Genomic DNA, 16,052 nt, shown 5'->3' with positions numbered 1-16,052 from the left:
GAGACCGACCTTGAAAGCGCACGCTCTTCTCTCGCTCGGCCTGGCCGCCGGCCTCGTCGTCGCCGCCGCTGCGGCGCGGGCCAATGACACGGTCGCGGAGCTGGCGACCGGCGGCCTGGTGTTCACCAAGACCGCCGACATCGAGATGCGGTCCGAGGACCTCTACGTCTCGATGGAGGAGATCCGGGTCGCCTACCGCTTCTTCAACACATCGGCGCAGGACAAGACCGTCACCGTTGCCTTCCCGATGCCGGACATCACGCTGGACTATGGCGGCCATATGATCAGCGTGCCGCATGAGGGCAGCGAGAACTTCCTCGACTTCTCGACCAAGGCCGACGGCAGGCCGGTGGCGACCGAAATCGAGGCCAAGGCCTTCGGCAACGGCGTCGACCAGACCGCGCTGCTGCGCAAGCTGGGCGTGCCGCTGTATCCGACATACGAGTATGACGGGCTGACCGCCCTGCCGCGGGCGCAGTGGGACGAGTTCATCAAGCTCGGCCTGGGCGAGATCGACGAGACCGACCAGCGCCTGCTGCCGGCCTGGACGCTGAAGACCACCTATCACTTCCAGCAGACCTTCCCCGCCGGGCGCGAGGTGGTGATCGAACATCGCTACAAGCCCAGCGTCGGCGGCATGACCGGCACCGGCATCGGCATGATGGATCCGGCCAAGGAGCCGGATTTCGCCCAGTACCTGCGCGACTTCTGCGTCGACAAGGGCCTGCTGGCCGCGGTCGAGCGCGCCAAGGCCGCGGCCAAGTCGGAGTCGGCCCCGTTCTGGACCAACCACATCTCCTACATCCTGAAGACCGGGGCGAACTGGGCGGCGCCGATCAAGGACTTCCGCCTGGTGGTCGACAAGGGCGCCGCCGCCAACCTGGTCAGCTTCTGCGCCGACGGGGTGAAGAAGATCTCGCCCACCCGGTTCGAGGTGCGCAAGTCCGACTACACCCCCACCGCCGACCTGAACATCCTGATCCTGACGCCTTCTCCCGTGCAGTGACCGGCCCGGGAGCGGCTTGACGCCGGTCGCGCCCTCATATATTGCTCTATAGCTATATAGCAATATATGAGGCTGTCGATGGAGCCCCTGGACCGCGTCTTCAGCGCCCTCGCCGACCCGACCCGCCGGGCGATCCTGGCGCGGCTGGCCGGCGGCGAGGCCACGGTCAACGAGCTGGTGGCGCCCTTCGCCCTGAGCCAGCCGACCATCTCGAAGCATCTGAAGGTGCTGGAGGGCGCCGGGCTGGTGTCGCGCGGCCGCAGCGCCCAGTTCCGCCCGGTGCGCCTGAATCCGGGCCCGCTGGCCGGGGCCGCCCAGTGGCTGGGCGACTTCAACCGCTTCTGGGAGGAGAGCTTCGACCAGCTCGCCATCGTCGCCAAGGATCTGCAGCAGAAGGAGAAGGACCGTGCCGGCTGACCAGAACACCACCGACCGCGAGCTCGTCGTCACCCGGGTCTTCGACGTCCCGGCCCGCTTCCTGTTCGAGGCCTACAGCAAGCCGGAGCATCTGCGCCGCTGGTTCGGCCCGCGGGGCTGGCCGCTGACGCTGTGCGAGGTCGACTTCCGCGTCGGCGGGCGCTTCCGTTTCGCCATGACCGGGCCGAGCGGCGAGCAGAACACGCCCTTCGGCGGCGAGTATCGCGAGATCGTGCCGAACCGGCGCATCGTCTTCGACAACGGCTTCGAGGAGCCCGACGCCCCGCGGATGGTGATGACCGTCACCCTGGACGAGGCGCCGGACGGCCGGACCACCACCCTGACCCTGCACACGCTGTTCGCCTCCGCCGCGATGCGCGAGGAGTATGTCGGCTTGGGCATCAAGGAAGGCATCGACTCCGGCTATGACCAGCTGGCCGAGGTGGTGGCCGAGCTGCAGGCGAAGTCCCGATGAGTCCCGGCCGCGGCGGCTGCACCCGCCGGGCGGCGCTCGGCGCCGGGGCGCTGCTGGCCGGACCGCGCCGGCCCGATGACGACCGACTGGATGGTCGAGGATATGGCCGACGTGCCGGCCCATCTCGGGGTGCCGCAGGCCGATCGGCTGATCGTCCGCCCAGTCAGCCTCTGGGTCCCGGTCTTCGACGACATCCGCTTCAACGACGGCATGTACCGCTGCTTCCTCGAGATCGAGCAGGCAGAGGAGGCAGCCGCAGAGATCAAGTCTCGGGTGGAGATTATGGAAACAGAGAAGAGGATGAGCAGTCTATACTATGCAACCGTTGACTTGCCTCAGTCATATTGTCTAAGAATATGATATTTAATAAACCAATGGTCAAAGTAAACAAAATATTTCGTGAGTATTGTTATCTATATCTGAGATATTTATTTCGTTGCATCGACCACACCTTGCACCAGTCTCCTGCTAATATCTAAAAGCTCCGCCAGCCGCTTCTTTCCAACCGATTGAGCGCCACCATGTGCAACAGAATTTCGTACTGCATAACATGATGATACTCCTTCCTTTATATCTGCATTCTGATCTACAAAGTCGGAAAATTTTCGATACCAATTCGGATCGAACCGATTCAAAAGTTGGCCAATCGCGGAGCAATCGAAATTTGTTCCGCGCATAAAATGAGATTTTACAAAGCTGATAATGCGCGGATGCGCTTTGCTTTCAATTCTATGCAATAATATAATTTCAATGCATCGTTCGATGTTACCACAGATAAGGACCGTTCCGAACCGAAAGAGTTGACTCTGGATCTCTTCGGGCACGCCGGTGCCCGAGGATTTACTAATGAAGCCATCGAGACTTTTAAATCTTGCATCCAATGCAAGTTGCATGATCTACGCAGAAAATGCTTGAACTGCAAGAGACATCCGTTTCTTAACGAATTCTTCGTCGGCAGTGGACCGCGCCCAGACGGTTCGATAATCTGAGTTGTTAAGAAGCTCGCGATATGCCTTCGAAAACTCAATCGGCGTCGGCATTCCTCTGTTTGAAATTCTTGTAGCAATTCCCACCATTACAGAATCAAAGACAGCGGCATTCAGCGATCGAACTGGCCGAAATGCCCTTCCATTAAGCGCCTCATCAACTAGTGCGATCGTTTTCCTGAAGATTGATTCTTTTTTATCCAAATCATCCAGGGATGCCTTATTCATTTTGTCAGAATAATCATTCAAGAATTTGGACATCGGGCGAGAGTAATTGTGCCGACTATCCAGCATTGCAAAAAATCTTATGATCATTTCTTGATCCTTTGCTCGCTTATTAATTGGTCCGCCGAATACATTTCGCCAATGTTGATCCATATTTAATTTCTTTACCAAATCCACAAAAGGTCCGGCGCTAATACAATTTCGTATTTCCTGAGGAGAAAGACGGATCCCTCCCGAATTTATCCTTTCGAACACAAAGTATATGCTATCCAATACGTCTTCTGGCTCATCCTGTGAAAATATTGTCGCATGAACAATAGAATCATCCAACTTAAGTTGGTCGGAGGGATCAAGGCTATTGTATGTTACTCCATCCCAAGGATCACGAACCCCTGACAGGCGAAATTTCTTCTCTCCAAAAAGACCAGAATAAAACGCCTGCAAAGTTCTAAGTCTTTGCTGCCCGTCAATCACGAGGTGATTATTTGTTTTGGCCTCCTTGTAGAGAAATATGCCTGGCACCGGAAGTCCCATCAATAGAGATTCGATAAATTTCGATGCATGTTTTTGAGACCAAACAAATCTTCTTTGAAAATCTGGTATTTTAAAAGCCCCAGCCTTCATTCTCTTTACGAGAGAGTCAACTGTATAATCTGCACCATAGCTAGTAATTGAGAATTTCTTTACGGAAGGAGCTTCGAGAAGGGATTCGTCTTCGATCCCTTCAGCAAGGCTAATCTCATATTCGTCCATCGACGCCACTTGGTCGTCAGGCGACGCAGACTGGCTAGACGGGATCTGTGGATCCGACACCCTGATGTCTCCCTCAATGCAGCTCGATATGTACCCGAAAATGGCATCTAGACGCCAGGGCGAGGGAAGGAAGTACCCGGAACCAAGCAGGCCCCTCACTTCACCCAGCCCCGCCCGGCCGGGCCAGGACGAAGTCGCAGTCCACCGCCCAGAACGGGTTGGGCAGCCCCTGTTCGGCCGCCTGAAGCGGATCGTCGACCTGTCGGTAGTCGGCGATCAGGCTCTCCTTCACCCCGAACACCGTGTCGCTGTGCAGGTAGGGGCAATCCGGGCTGAAGATGTGGGTGGTGATCGGCTCGAAGCCCTCGGCCCCGACGATGAAGTGGATATGGGCCGGGCGGAAGGGGTGGCGGCCCATCCGGTCCAGCAGCTGGCCGACCGGGCCGTCGCTGGGGATCGGGTAGAAGCGCGGCTTGACCGAGCGGAACCAGTAGCGGCCATCGGCGTCAGTCCGGAACACGCCGCGCAGGTTCATGTCGGGCTGCACGCCCTTCTGCTGCACGTCGTAGAAGCCGTCCTCGTTGGTCTGCCAGACGTCGAGCAGCGCGCCCGCCACCGGCCGGCCCTCGGTGTCGGTGACCCGGCCGCGCACCAGCAGCGGCTGGCCTTTGCCGTCGAGGCAGATGTTGGCGCCGTTGTCGTAGCGCGGCGCGTCGGAGACGTAGAACGGCCCCAGCACCGTGGTCTCGGTGGCGCCCGACGGCTTGCGGTTGTTGATGGCGTCGACCAGCATCGAGACACCCAGCGTGTCCGACAGCAGGATGTATTCCTGGCGCCAGTCGGTGCTGATCTGGCCGGTCCTGGTCAGGAACTGGATCGCCGCCATCCATTCGTCATTGGTCGGCTCGACCTCCTTCACCACTTCGTGCAGGTGGCGGATCACCGCGCCCATCACCTCGCGGAAGCGCGCATCCTTGGTCTTCATCCGGCCGATCACGACATCGGCCGAGTTCTCCTCGGTGAAGTAGCCGGTGTCCTCGGGGGACAGGGGGATCTGCTGGGCTGGGGTCGGGGCTGTCATCGCAGCCGTCTCCTCACATCGGGGGTGTGCGTCGGGGGGTTCATGGCACGGGGGTCGGGCCGCGCCGGGTGACGCGGGTCATAGGATGACGTTCGGTCACGCCGCTGCTATGCGGCGGGCAGCCGCGGCGCGGCCCAGAATGGCCAGCACCGCGGCCTCGAGATCGGCATGGGCGGAGGCGGAGACCGCCTGGGCCCGGAAGCCGACATGGTGGTCGGGGCGCACCAGCACGCAGCCGGTCTCCGCCGTCTCGCGCATCTCGGCCCAGTCGCCGAACACGTCGGTCAGCTCCCGGCCCGGGCCGATGACATGGGCGTCGATCTCCAGCCCATGCTCGGCGGCGATGGCCTGCGCCGCCGCGACCCAGGCCTCGCCGCCGATGCCGGTCAGCACGGTGAAGCGGCCATGGCCGCAGACGTCGAGGGTCGACAGCCGCCGGCCGTTGCGTTCGAGCCAGAGATGCGGCAGCCGGGCGCCGGGCCAGGTGGTGGGGTGGTGGTACAACTCGCGGTCGCGGGCCCAGTCCGGCTCGTCCGTGCCATCCGGCACGATGGCGGCGGAGCGGTAGCGCTGGTTCATCTCCACGCCATGGCAGTTGAACTCATAGGATTTGTGGGCGATCGCCTTGCGCAGCTTCTCGCGCTGCGCCGCCGCCTGCGGCGTCGCGTCCTTGCGCGCCTCCATGTTGCGCTTCATCTGCTCGGGATCGCTGGTCGAGAGCAGGCCGAGGCTGTCGAAGATCGGCCCGAACTCCTCGATCGACTTGTTGGCGCGCTCGACGATCTGGCGGGCGATGGGCGAGCGTTCGGCATCGTAGCTGGCCAAGAGCGACGGGTCGGCCTTGCCCTGCAGCACATAGGCCAGCTTCCAGGCCAGGTTGAAGGCGTCCTGGATCGAGGTGTTGGACCCCAGGCCGTTCGAGGGCGGATGGCGGTGCACCGCGTCGCCCATGCAGAACACCCGGCCCGCCGTGTTCGACAAGGCGAACAGGTGGTTGACCGTCCACAGGCTGTGCGACTTGACCTTGATCGGGATGGTCTGGTCGCCGATCAGGTTGCGCGCCACCTCGATCGCCAGCGCGTCGCTCATCTCCGGCGGCGGCTGGTTGATGTCGTAGCCCCAGACGATCAGCCACTCGGTCCAGGGCCGCACCATGCGCACCAGCCCCATGCCGATGCCGCCGATGTTGGCGCCGGGCTGCAGCACCCAGTACAGCACGCTGGGGCGGTGGGCGACGTAGCGCGACAGGTCGGCCTCGAACACGATGTTCATCGACCCGGCGACGCCCATGCGGCCCTGCATCGGCAGGCCGATGTCCTCCGCCACCTGCGACCGGCCGCCATCGGCGCCGACCAGGTACTTGGCCCGGATCTGGTAGTCGTGGCCCGACAGCCGGTCGCGCACCGTGGCGGTGACGCCGTCGGCATCCTGGGCAAGCGACAGGTATTCGGTGTCGAAGCGCACCCGCGACCCGCGCGCCGCCGCGTTCGACAGCAGGATCGGCTCCATCAGGTTCTGCGGCACGTCGCAGATCGTGGTCGGCGACGCCAGGGTGTAGTCGGCCATCCGGTTGGGATGGTTGCCCCAGGAATAGAGCCGCCCGATCTCCTCCCCCGCCAGCGAGGTGCAGAACACGTTGTTGCCCATCAGGTCCTGGTGGGCGCGCTTCTGGTTGACCTCGTCCTCGATGCCGAGGTCGCGCAGCACCTCCATGGTGCGCTGGTTGGTGATGTGGGCGCGCGGCGTGTCGGCCAGCCAGCGGTACTTGGTCACCACCATGTTGCGGATGCCGTAGGTCGACAGCGCCAGCGCGGTGGCGGAGCCGGCGGGGCCGGACCCGACGATCAGGACATCGGTCTCAATCATGGCGTTCCTCCTTGCTCTTTTTCTGACGGCGTCGCCGCTGCGGCCGCGGGCAGCACCAGGCGGCGACGGATCGGGAACAGATGCAGGTCGAAGCGGTCGGCGACGCTGCCCCACAGCCCCTTGGGGAACAGCCGCATGACCAGGATGGCGATCAGCCCCAGCAGCATCAGGTACCAGCTGCCGAGATCGGCCAGCTGGGCCTGCAGCAGGGCGAAGACGATGACCCCGACGATCGGGCCCTCGATGGTGCCGATGCCGCCGATCACCACGATGAACAGGACATAGGCGGTCCAGTCGAGCACCGAGAAGGCGGCGTCGGGCGAGATCCGCGCCTTCTGGAAGTAGATCAGCGCCCCGGTCAGCCCGGTGCCGAAGGCGGCGACCAGATAGATCCAGACCTTGGTGCGGAAGGCGTCGACCCCGACCGACAGGGCCGCGGGCTCGCTGTCGCGGATCGCCGCCAGGGCCAGGCCGCGGCGCGAGCGCAGCAGGGCATAGACGAAGACGACGGTGCCGGCGGCGACCAGCAGCGCCAGCCAGTAGCTGGCGACGTCGCGGGCGGCGGCGGCGCGGATGCCCAGCAGCTCGGCGGTCGCCTGCACCACCCAGCTGTCATTGGTGGCCTCGCGCGGCAGTGACATGCCGGTGCCGCCGCCCAGCGCCTTGACCTGGGCCGCAACCAGCCGGAACACCTCGGCCACCACCCAGGTGCCGATGGCGAAATAGGCGCCGCGCAGGCGGAACACGACGAAGGCGGTGGGGATGGCGATGACGGCAGCGGCCAGCCCGGCCAAGGGGATCGCCACGATCGGGTCGATGCCGGCGGCGACGGTGAAGCCGAACAGCAGATAGGCGCCGAGCCCGACATAGGCCTGCTGCCCGACCGAGACCAGCCCGGCATAGCCCGCCAGCAGGTTCCAGCACTGGGCCAGGGCCAGCATGGTGAAGACGAAGAACAGGTCCTGCAGCAGCCCGCGCCCGGCGACCAGCGGCAGCGCGGCCAGCCCGGCGACGATCACCAGCGCGGCGATGCCGGCGACGGTCGACAGCCGGGTCCGGGTGGCGACGCGCCAGCGGGCCCGGGGGGCGGCGGGAAGCGGGGCATCCTGCGTCAGCAGCGACATGATGCCCCTCCTCAATCCCCGGCGCGCGGGAAGAGGCCGCGCGGCCGGACCACCAGGACGGCCAGGAAGGCGACATGGCCGGCCAGGATCTGCCATTCCGGGTCGATCGCGGCGCCCAGCGCCTGGGCGATGCCCAGCACCACGCCGCCGGCCAGCGTGCCCCACAGGCTGCCCAGCCCGCCGATGATCACCGCCTCGAAGGCGAAGATCAGCCGGGCCGGACCGATGGTCGGGTCGAAATTGGCGCGGATGCCGAAGAACAGCGCGGCGATGGTGGCGACCACCAGGGCCAGGCCCATGGCCAGGCCGAACAGCCGGCGGTGGTCGATGCCCATCAGCTGCGCCGTCACCGGGTCGTCCGATACGGCGCGGAAGGCGCGGCCCAGCGGCGTGGCATAGAAGATGGCGTTGAGCCCGAGGATCACCAGCACCGCCGCGGCGAAGGTGATCAGCGGCAGCACGCCGACGGCGAGGCCCCCGCCGAGCGGCAGCGACGCCGTCTCCAGCGCGCCCGCGGCCAGGCGCTGGCTGTCGGCCGAGAAGCCCTCCAGCAGGCCGTTCTGCAGGATGATCGACAGGCCGAAGGTGGTCAGCAGCGGCGGCAGGATGCCCTGGCCCAGCACCGCGTCGAACACGCCGCGCTGCAGCACATAGCCGACCGCGAACATCACCGGCAGGGCCAGCAGCGCCGCCGGCACCAGGTCCAGCCCGAGCCACCGGGTCAGGCCGAGGATCAGGAAGGCGGCCAGCACGATCAGGTCGCCATGGGCCAGGTTGACCAGCCGCATCACGCCGAAGATCAGCGACAGCCCGGCGGCGAACAGGGCGTAGAGCCCGCCGAGCAGGGTGCCCTGGATCACGATGTCGAGCAGGGTCTGGATCATCGCCGCCTCACGCCGCAACGCCGGGTTGGCCGAAATAGGCCGCCTGGATGGCGGCGCGGGTGAGGTCGGCCGGCCGGCCTTCCAGCGTCGCCCGGCCTTCCTGCAGGCAGACCACCCGGTCGGCGACGGCCAGGGCCTGGACGATGTCCTGCTCGACCAGTACCACCGCGGTGCCTTCGGCCCGGATCGCCGGCAGGGCGGCATAGATGTCGCGGATCACGATCGGCGCCAGGCCCAGCGAGATCTCGTCGCACAGCAGCAGCGCCGGGTTCGACATCAGCGCCCGGCCGATCGCCGCCATCTGCTGCTGCCCGCCGGACAGGGCGGTGCCGGGGTTGCGGCGGCGTTCGCCGAGCACCGGGAACAGCCCGTAGACCGCATCGAGCGTCCAGCGGCCGGATCCGCGCCGACCCCAGCCGCCGATCAGCAGGTTCTCCTCCACCGTCAGCGACGGGAACAGCTTGCGCCCCTCGGGCACCATGGCGATGCCGTGCTTCATGATCGCCGCGGCCGGCAGCCCGCCGATCGCCTGGCCGGCGAAGCAGATCGCCTCGCGCGCCGCCGGGACCAGCCCGGTGATGGCCTTCAGCAGGGTCGACTTGCCGGCGCCGTTGGCGCCGATGATGGCCAGGGTCTCGCCCGCCTCGACCGCGAGGTCCAGGCCGAACAGCGCCTGGAAGTCGCCGTAGAAGGCGTCGAGGGTGTGGATGTCGAGCAGGGCCATGGCGCGCGCCCCTAGACCGGCGAGCCGAGATAGATCTCGCGCACCTCGGCGAGGTCCATCACGCCGCGGGCCTCGCCCTCGGCGATCTTGCGGCCGAAATTCAGCACGGTCAGGCGGCCGACCACGGCCAACAGCGCGTGCACGATGTGCTCGATCCAGATGATGGTGGTGCCGCCGCGGTGGATGGCGGCGACGGTGCCGACCAGCGCCTGGCATTCGGCTTCGGTCAGGCCGCCGGCGATCTCGTCCAGCAGCAGCAGCCGCGGCCGCGTCGCCAGCGCCCGCGCCAGCTCCAGCCGCTTGCGGTCGAGCAGGGTCAGCGACCCGCCGAGACGGTTGGCCTTGGGCAGCAGGCCGGTCAGCTCCAGCACCTCGGCGCACCAGTCCGCCGCGTCGGCCTCGCGCATCCGGCGGCCGAAGCAGGCGCCGACCAGCAGGTTCTCGAACACCGTCAGCTTCTCGAACGGGTGCGGGATCTGGTGCGACCGGCAGATCCCGGCCAGGCAGCGCTGCGCCGCCGGCAGCGCGGTGATGTCCTGCCCGTCCAGCCGGATGCTGCCGGCATCCGGCCGCACCGCGCCGGTGATCAGGCCGAACAGCGTGGTCTTGCCGGCGCCGTTGGGGCCGATCACGCCCAGCGCCTCACCCTGGGTCACCGACAGCGACACGCCGTCGGTGACCACCAGCGAGCCATAGGCCTTGTGCAGGTCCTGGAGGGCGAGAAGCACGGTCGCGGCCCCTTCAGGCGATCGCTTCCATCCGGCCGGCGGCCGGGATCTGGGGCGCCGTCTGGTTGTCGGTGACCACGATCTGGTACTTGCCATCGGCGCCCAGCCGCCACTGGCCGCCGACCAGCGGGGTCTTGGCCACGTTCTTGCGGGCGAAGGGCGGCACATTGTCCTGGCCGAACCTGATCGGCCCGACCAGGGTCTGCAGGTCGGCGGCGCCGATCGCGGCGACGTTGGCCGCCGGGTCCTTGGGGTCGGCGGAGCGCTTCAGCGCGTCGACCGCCAGTTCGAACAGCGCATGGGCGAAGCCGATCGGCTGGGTCCAGGGCTTGCCCGTCGCCTGCTGGTAGGCGTCGCCGAAGGCCGAAGCCGGGGCGCCAGTGAGCGACGACTTGAACGGGTGGGTCGGCGTCCACCACACCTCGGAGGACAGGTTGTGGCCGGCCTTGCCCAGCGCCTCGAGCGCGACCGGGAACAAGAGCGCCTTGCCCACCGAGGCGACCTTCGGCCGGAAGCCGCGCTGGCTGGCCTGGGTCCAGAAGGTGGTGAAGTCGGGCGGGATGACCACGCCGGTCAGGATCTCGGCCTCGGCGGCGCGGAAGGCCGAGATCTGGGCCGAGAAGTCGTCGGTCAGGTTCTGGTAGCGGCCGGGATCGGTCGGCTTGTAGCCCTGCTTGGACAGCACCGGCGGGAAGCCGACGGTGGTGTCGCCCCAGGCATTGCCGTCGCCGTCATTGGGAAACAGCGCGCCGACCGATTTGTTGGTCTGCACCTGGCCCCACATGTTGGTGAAGACGGCGATCACGTCCTCCAGCCCCCAGAAGAAGTGGAAGGTGCTGGCGAACGGTTTCCACGAGGCCGGGTCGCCCGGGTTGCCCTGGCGGCCGATGAAATAGGGCTGCCACGGCGCGACGGTGGAGATACAGGGCACCTCCTCGATCTCGCATTGGGTCGCCACCGGGTTGGTGGTCTCCGGCGTCGAGGACACCAGGACCATGTCGACCTCGTCGGTGACGATCAGCTCCTTGGTCACCTCCGCCGCCCGATTGGGGTTGGACTGGCTGTCCTTGACCACGACCTCGACCGTGTAGTGGCTGCCGCCGAGGTCGAGCCCGCCCTTCACCGTGTCGAGGAAGCCGCGGATGACGAAGTCGTCGGCCTCGCCGAAGGCGGCCAGCGGGCCGCTGCGCGGGCTGACATAGCCGAGCTTGATGGTCTGGGCGGCGCGCAGGGCCGGGGCGAACAGCCCGGTCGATCCGGCGAAGCCGATGGCGGCGGATGTCTTCAGCAGGTCCCGGCGGGACATGCGGCCGCTTGTGACGCGGTTCATGGTGTCCTCCCTGTCGTGTTCGTTGGTCCGCATGGTCAGGCCGGCGGTGATCCTTCCCAGGCCCGGCGGATCAGCGCCTCGATCCGGCCGCGGTCGAGCGGCGCCGGGTTCCAGTAGGGGTTGGCCAGGGCGATCTCCGCCGCCTCGGCGATGCCGGATTCGGGCATGCCGAGGTCGCGCAGGGCCCGCGGCGCCCCGACCGCGCCGGCCAGCTCGTACAGCGCCAGCGGCGCGTTCCCGGCGCCCAGCGCCCGGCCGACCCGGGCCACCGCCTGCGGCGCGGCGGCGGCGTTGTAGGCCAGGGCGTGCGGCAGGACGATGGTGTGGGTCTCGGCATGTGGCAGGTCGAAGCTGCCGCCCAGCGTGTGGCAGAGCTTGTGGTGCAGCGCCATGCCGACCGCCCCCAGCACCGCGCCGCACAGGAAGGCGCCGTACAGCGCGTCGCTGCGGGCGGCGCGGTCGAGCGGATCCTGCGCGATCTTCGGCAGAGCGCAGGCCAGGGCGCGGATGCCCTCCTCCGCCATCAGCGAGACGATCGGGTTGGCCTCCTTGGCATAGAGGCCTTCGACCGCATGAGCGATGGCGTTGATGCCCGAGGTGCCGGACAGGCCGACGGGCAGGGTCAGGGTCAGGTCGACGTCGTAGATCACCACCTCGGGCAGGATCTTGGGCGACACCTGGGTGGTCTTCCGCCCGGCCACCGTCTCGCCCAGGATCGGCGTCATCTCCGACCCGGCATAGGTGGTGGGCACCACGATCTGCGGCAGGTCGGAGCGCAGCGCGATGGCCTTGCCGAGCCCGGTGGTGGAGCCGCCGCCGACGGCGATCACCCCGTCCGCGCCGCGCGCCGCCACCACCTTCATCGCCCGTTCGGTGACCTCGACCGGGGTGTGCATGGTGGCTTCGGAGAAGGTGCCGACCGAGCGGCCGCCGAGGGTGGCGGCGATCCGCTCCGCCTCCTGCGCCTGCTGCGGCGTCGCCAGCACCAACGCCCGCTCGAGGCCGAGCCGCGCCACCTCCTCCGGCAGCTGGCGGAAGGTGCCGTGGCCGAACACCACCCGCGCCGGCTGTGCCTGGTAGACGAATCCCTGCATGGCGGCGGTCTTCTCCGGTTCGGCGCAGCTGGAGGCTGCATTGCCACGAAGGGGAGGCTGCGCCGGACAGGGCACGCGATTCCTGCACGGATCGCTTGTGCGGGCTGCACGAAACGGTGGTGGGGTGTGGGGATTGGGTGGACGCCGCCACCCCTTTTTTGTCATGCCACGGCTTGACCGTGGCATCCAGGGGCGGCCAGAGCGGCTCTTGGTGGCCCCTGGATTGCCCGGTCAAGCCGGGCAATGACAGATAGTGAGACGGCGACCGCCCCTCAGCCGATCGACCGGCGATACGCGCCCGGGGTCACGCCGATCTCGCGGCGGAACATTCGGGTCATGTGCTCCTGGTGCGAGAAGCCGCAGGCCAGGGCGATCTCGACGATCGGCAGGTCGCCGGTGGCCAGCAGCTCGCGGGCGCGGGCGACGCGCAGGTTCAGCAGGAAACGGTGCGGCGGCTGGCCCAGCCCCTTGCGGAACAGGGCGGAGAGCTGGGACACGCTGAGATCCAGCACCGCCGCCATGTCCTCGAGCTGGATCGAGCGGTGCAGGTTCGACTGCACGAATTCGGTGACGCGGGCGATCTTGCGCTGCAGGTCGCTGGGCGCCGCCACCTCCAGCCGCACCTTGGCCTCGTTGGCGGAATGGTTGCGGATCAGCCGGGCGCCGATCAGCCGGGCGGTGTAGTCGACCAGGGTCTCGCCGAAGGCGCTGGGCGCCTGGATCTCGTCGCGCAGCGACAGGATCAGCCGCTCGATCAGCGGGTCGACATCGCCGATCCGCGGCAGGAGTTCCAGCCGGTCGGGGTCGCCCTTGTAGAGGTCCTGCGCCACCTCGGCCAGGACCGCGTGGCGGATGTAGAAATGCGCGGTGGTCAGCGGGTCGTTGAGGCGGACGCGGAAATCCACCCCGCCGGGCACCATGAACACGCCGCCGGGCGCGATCATCCGGCTTTCCCGGCTGATGCCGAGCCAGCGGTCGACCCGGACATAGCCGTCGAGATGCAGGATGATCAGGTGGTCCGGCAGGGCCTTGTAGGCATCCTCGAAGGGCTGCTCACGCTGCACCGAGGTGAACACCGACCGCCAGCCGAGCGGACCGCTCGACGCGAGGGTCTCATTCTCCTCGCGCAGGAGGATGCCGTGCGTCTCGCCGACGCCGAACCCGTCCACTCTCCGCTCCCGGCCATGGGCTTGCCTGTCGCACTATAGGCCGGATGCGGCGGCGGCGGAACTGCCGGGCCGGCGGGGCGTCAGATCGCCTCAAGCAGCTCGCGCACATAGCGGATGGCGCCGCGGGCGCTTTCGGTCTCGTCGCCGTCGACGCCGGCCTCGATGCACAGCGGGCCGCGGTAGCCGGAGTCCTTCAGCGTGCGCAGGATGGCCTTGAGGTCGGCGCTGCGGTCGCGGCCGTCATGGCCGATGCGCGGCTGCAGCCCGTCGGCGGTGTAGGCCGAGACCTTGACGTGGCAGGTGAAGGCGACCGGCGCCATTACCCGGATGCCGTCGCGCCAGGTGCCGCCGACGAAATTGCCGGTGTCCGGGCAAGTGCCGAGCCGGGGAGAGCCGACCGCATCCAGGATGCCCTTGATATGCCCAGGATCGAAGGAAGCGCCGCCATGGTTCTCGATCAGCAGATGGACGCCGACGTGCTCGGCCTCGGCGGCCAGCTCCTGGTAGCCTTCGACGATGCGGGCCAGCTCGCCGGCCGTGGTCGGCTCGCTGCCGCCGCTGTTGACCCGGATCGCCTCGGCCCCGATCGCCCGGGCGACGTGGAACCACTGCTTCAGCGCCTCCAGGTCGGTGCGCCGCCGGTCGGCATCCGCCGACGAGATGTCGCCCATGTCGACGGCGATGTTGCGGACGCTGACCCCGGCGTCGCGGATCGCCCGCCTGAGGTCGTTGAGATAGGCTGCGGTCTGGCTCGGGAAGAAGGCCGAGCACAGCTCGACGATGTCGACGCCCGCCTGGCGGCTGGCGGCCGGCAGGTCCAGCTGCGTCATGGTCTTCTGGTGCAGGATCGGCTGGTGGTAGAGCCAGCCCGCGATGCCGAAGGCGTCCATGCCTGTCCTCCCTGTTGGTCCGGCGACGTGGCCGGCCGATGGTTCAGAACGTGGTGCGCAGCTCGATCGCCATCCCGGTGCGGGCGGATTCGATGCTCTTCACCATGATTTCCAGCGCGTGGCGGGCGTGCTCGGCGCTCAGCACCGGCTGCCTGTCCTCGATCACGCATTCCGCCAGGTGCTTGACCAGCAGGGCGCGCTGCAGCTGCTGCCACTGGTCGTTGAGGTCGCCGGCGACGGGCGGTTGGCGCGGCGTGGTCCAGCCATCCTCCGCCGGCGCGGCGCCGAGGCGGAACAGCTCCAGCGGCGGCACGTCGGGCTTGCCGTGGTGGTTGTAGAGGTTCAGCGTCCCCGCTCGGCCGAAGATCTCGACATGCGGGCTGCGGGCGGCGTTGACGTTGTAGGTGCCGTCGACCACGGCGAAGGTCGACCCGCCAAAATCCAGCATCATCAGCGTGTTGTCGTCGGCGGTGACCTCGATCTCCAGCCCGGCGAAGGGACCGGCGCGGACCTGGCGCCGCGGTTCGGTGATGCCGGAGAAGGCGGTGACGCGCTTGGCCGGCCCCAGCAGCCCGGTGATGTCGTGGATGCCGTAGACGCCCATGTCGAGCAGCGGGCCGGAGCCCTGCTGGTAGAACCAGGTCGGATCCAGCGGCCAGGCGCCGGAGGCCGGCCCGCCATGGGAGCCGCGGACCCGGGCGAAGCAGGGCTTGCCGATGGCGCCCTCGGCGATCAGCCGCTTCGCCTCGACCCGGTTCTGGTACAGCATGTTGGGCGGGGCGACGACGATCCTGAGGCGCTGCGCCGCCGCGATGGCGATCAGCTCGTCCGCCTCCTCCAGCGTGCCCGCCAGCGGCTTCTCCAGCACCAGGTGCTTTCCGGCCTCCAGGATCCGACGCGAGGTGGCGTAGTGCAGCGGGATCGGGGTCAGGTTGACCACGAGGTCGAGATCCGTGCGCTCCAGCATCTCGTCCAGCCCGGCATGGGCGTGGGGGATGCCATGATCGCGCGCCACCTGGGCCGCCCGGCCCGGCACCGGATCGGCGATCGCGACGGTGGTCACCAGTTCGGGGATGCGGGTCATCCCGGGCAGGAAGCCGCCCGACGCGGTGGCGATCGTCCCCGCCCCCAGCAGGCCGGCACGCAGAACGCGCTTGGTCAAAGCGGACCCTCCACTGCGAAGGACGGGATCAGGCGACTGGCCGCCGCGGCGGGTGCGACGCCCCGCGATGTCCTGCTGACGGTGCCGCAGCCGTTTTCGGCCGTCAATCCTATCGGAAGACAGAAGTCACCCGGCCCG

Annotated in this window: 17 protein-coding genes; 4 read left to right on the top strand and 13 right to left on the bottom strand. The window is 67.2% G+C overall.

Translation table 11 applies throughout. The features are described 5' to 3' along the window. Positions 1-10 precede the first annotated feature (10 nt). From AB4112_RS31970 to AB4112_RS31955, 4 genes are all read left to right on the top strand, one after another. Entirely contained in the window at positions 11-1,006 is a 996-nt protein-coding gene (locus AB4112_RS31970; protein ID WP_441725767.1) for a DUF4424 domain-containing protein, read from the top strand. Positions 1,007-1,084: 78 nt separating this feature from the next. Continuing rightward, positions 1,085-1,423, top strand: coding sequence for an ArsR/SmtB family transcription factor (locus tag AB4112_RS31965; RefSeq protein WP_441725764.1), 339 nt, complete (start codon positions 1,085-1,087; stop codon positions 1,421-1,423). Then, a complete protein-coding gene (locus tag AB4112_RS31960; protein ID WP_441725761.1) occupies positions 1,413-1,898 on the top strand; it encodes an SRPBCC domain-containing protein in 486 nt (161 codons plus the stop codon). Before AB4112_RS31965 ends, AB4112_RS31960 begins: the two co-directional genes overlap by 11 nt. A 75-nt stretch (positions 1,899-1,973) precedes the next feature. Beyond that, positions 1,974-2,258, top strand: coding sequence for a hypothetical protein (locus AB4112_RS31955; protein ID WP_441725758.1), 285 nt, complete (start codon positions 1,974-1,976; stop codon positions 2,256-2,258). A gap of 68 nt (positions 2,259-2,326) precedes the next feature. Here the strand turns inward: AB4112_RS31955 and AB4112_RS31950 are convergent, their stop codons facing one another. The 13 genes from AB4112_RS31950 to AB4112_RS31890 all read right to left on the bottom strand — a co-directional run bounded on the left by AB4112_RS31950 (position 2,327) and on the right by AB4112_RS31890 (position 15,914). Then, complete coding sequence (locus tag AB4112_RS31950) at positions 2,327-2,791, bottom strand: HEPN domain-containing protein (RefSeq protein WP_441725755.1); 465 nt, start codon at positions 2,789-2,791, stop codon at positions 2,327-2,329. A gap of 3 nt (positions 2,792-2,794) precedes the next feature. Further along, complete coding sequence (locus AB4112_RS31945; protein ID WP_441725752.1) at positions 2,795-3,862, bottom strand: DUF262 domain-containing protein; 1,068 nt, start codon at positions 3,860-3,862, stop codon at positions 2,795-2,797. A 160-nt stretch (positions 3,863-4,022) separates the two neighbouring features. Beyond that, positions 4,023-4,943 (bottom strand): intradiol ring-cleavage dioxygenase, encoded by a 921-nt coding sequence (locus tag AB4112_RS31940; RefSeq protein WP_441725750.1) that lies wholly within the window; start codon positions 4,941-4,943, stop codon positions 4,023-4,025. Between the two features lie 96 nt (positions 4,944-5,039). Further along, positions 5,040-6,809, bottom strand: coding sequence for an FAD-dependent oxidoreductase (locus AB4112_RS31935; RefSeq protein WP_309802020.1), 1,770 nt, complete (start codon positions 6,807-6,809; stop codon positions 5,040-5,042). Continuing rightward, positions 6,806-7,933: a branched-chain amino acid ABC transporter permease gene (locus tag AB4112_RS31930; protein ID WP_309802021.1), complete on the bottom strand. Its 1,128-nt coding sequence runs from the start codon at positions 7,931-7,933 to the stop codon at positions 6,806-6,808. The genes AB4112_RS31935 and AB4112_RS31930 overlap by 4 nt, the downstream gene beginning before the upstream one ends. Positions 7,934-7,944: 11 nt before the next feature. Continuing rightward, the gene (locus tag AB4112_RS31925) at positions 7,945-8,817 is read right to left on the bottom strand and encodes a branched-chain amino acid ABC transporter permease (protein WP_309802023.1); all 873 of its coding nucleotides are present in this window, start codon (positions 8,815-8,817) and stop codon (positions 7,945-7,947) included. A 7-nt stretch (positions 8,818-8,824) separates the two neighbouring features. Continuing rightward, complete coding sequence (locus AB4112_RS31920; protein ID WP_309802025.1) at positions 8,825-9,541, bottom strand: ABC transporter ATP-binding protein; 717 nt, start codon at positions 9,539-9,541, stop codon at positions 8,825-8,827. 11 nt (positions 9,542-9,552) lie between these two features. Then, positions 9,553-10,269: an ABC transporter ATP-binding protein gene (locus AB4112_RS31915; RefSeq protein WP_309802027.1), complete on the bottom strand. Its 717-nt coding sequence runs from the start codon at positions 10,267-10,269 to the stop codon at positions 9,553-9,555. Between the two features lie 13 nt (positions 10,270-10,282). Further along, positions 10,283-11,599: an ABC transporter substrate-binding protein gene (locus AB4112_RS31910; protein ID WP_441725745.1), complete on the bottom strand. Its 1,317-nt coding sequence runs from the start codon at positions 11,597-11,599 to the stop codon at positions 10,283-10,285. 35 nt (positions 11,600-11,634) lie between these two features. Further along, a complete protein-coding gene (locus tag AB4112_RS31905; RefSeq protein WP_309802032.1) occupies positions 11,635-12,693 on the bottom strand; it encodes a maleylacetate reductase in 1,059 nt (352 codons plus the stop codon). Between the two features lie 272 nt (positions 12,694-12,965). Then, positions 12,966-13,862 (bottom strand): AraC family transcriptional regulator, encoded by an 897-nt coding sequence (locus tag AB4112_RS31900; protein ID WP_309802033.1) that lies wholly within the window; start codon positions 13,860-13,862, stop codon positions 12,966-12,968. Positions 13,863-13,942: 80 nt separating this feature from the next. Next, positions 13,943-14,752: a sugar phosphate isomerase/epimerase family protein gene (locus tag AB4112_RS31895; RefSeq protein ID WP_309802034.1), complete on the bottom strand. Its 810-nt coding sequence runs from the start codon at positions 14,750-14,752 to the stop codon at positions 13,943-13,945. Positions 14,753-14,795: 43 nt separating this feature from the next. After that, positions 14,796-15,914, bottom strand: coding sequence for a Gfo/Idh/MocA family protein (locus tag AB4112_RS31890; RefSeq protein ID WP_441725740.1), 1,119 nt, complete (start codon positions 15,912-15,914; stop codon positions 14,796-14,798). Positions 15,915-16,052 lie beyond the last annotated feature (138 nt).

The organism is Inquilinus sp. 2KB_23, from assembly GCF_052115705.1.
Taxonomy (GTDB): Bacteria; Pseudomonadota; Alphaproteobacteria; order DSM-16000; family Inquilinaceae; genus Inquilinus; species Inquilinus ginsengisoli_A.
The sequence above is the reverse complement of the archived record's forward strand: the minus strand, read 5'-3'. Positions and strand labels throughout refer to the sequence as shown.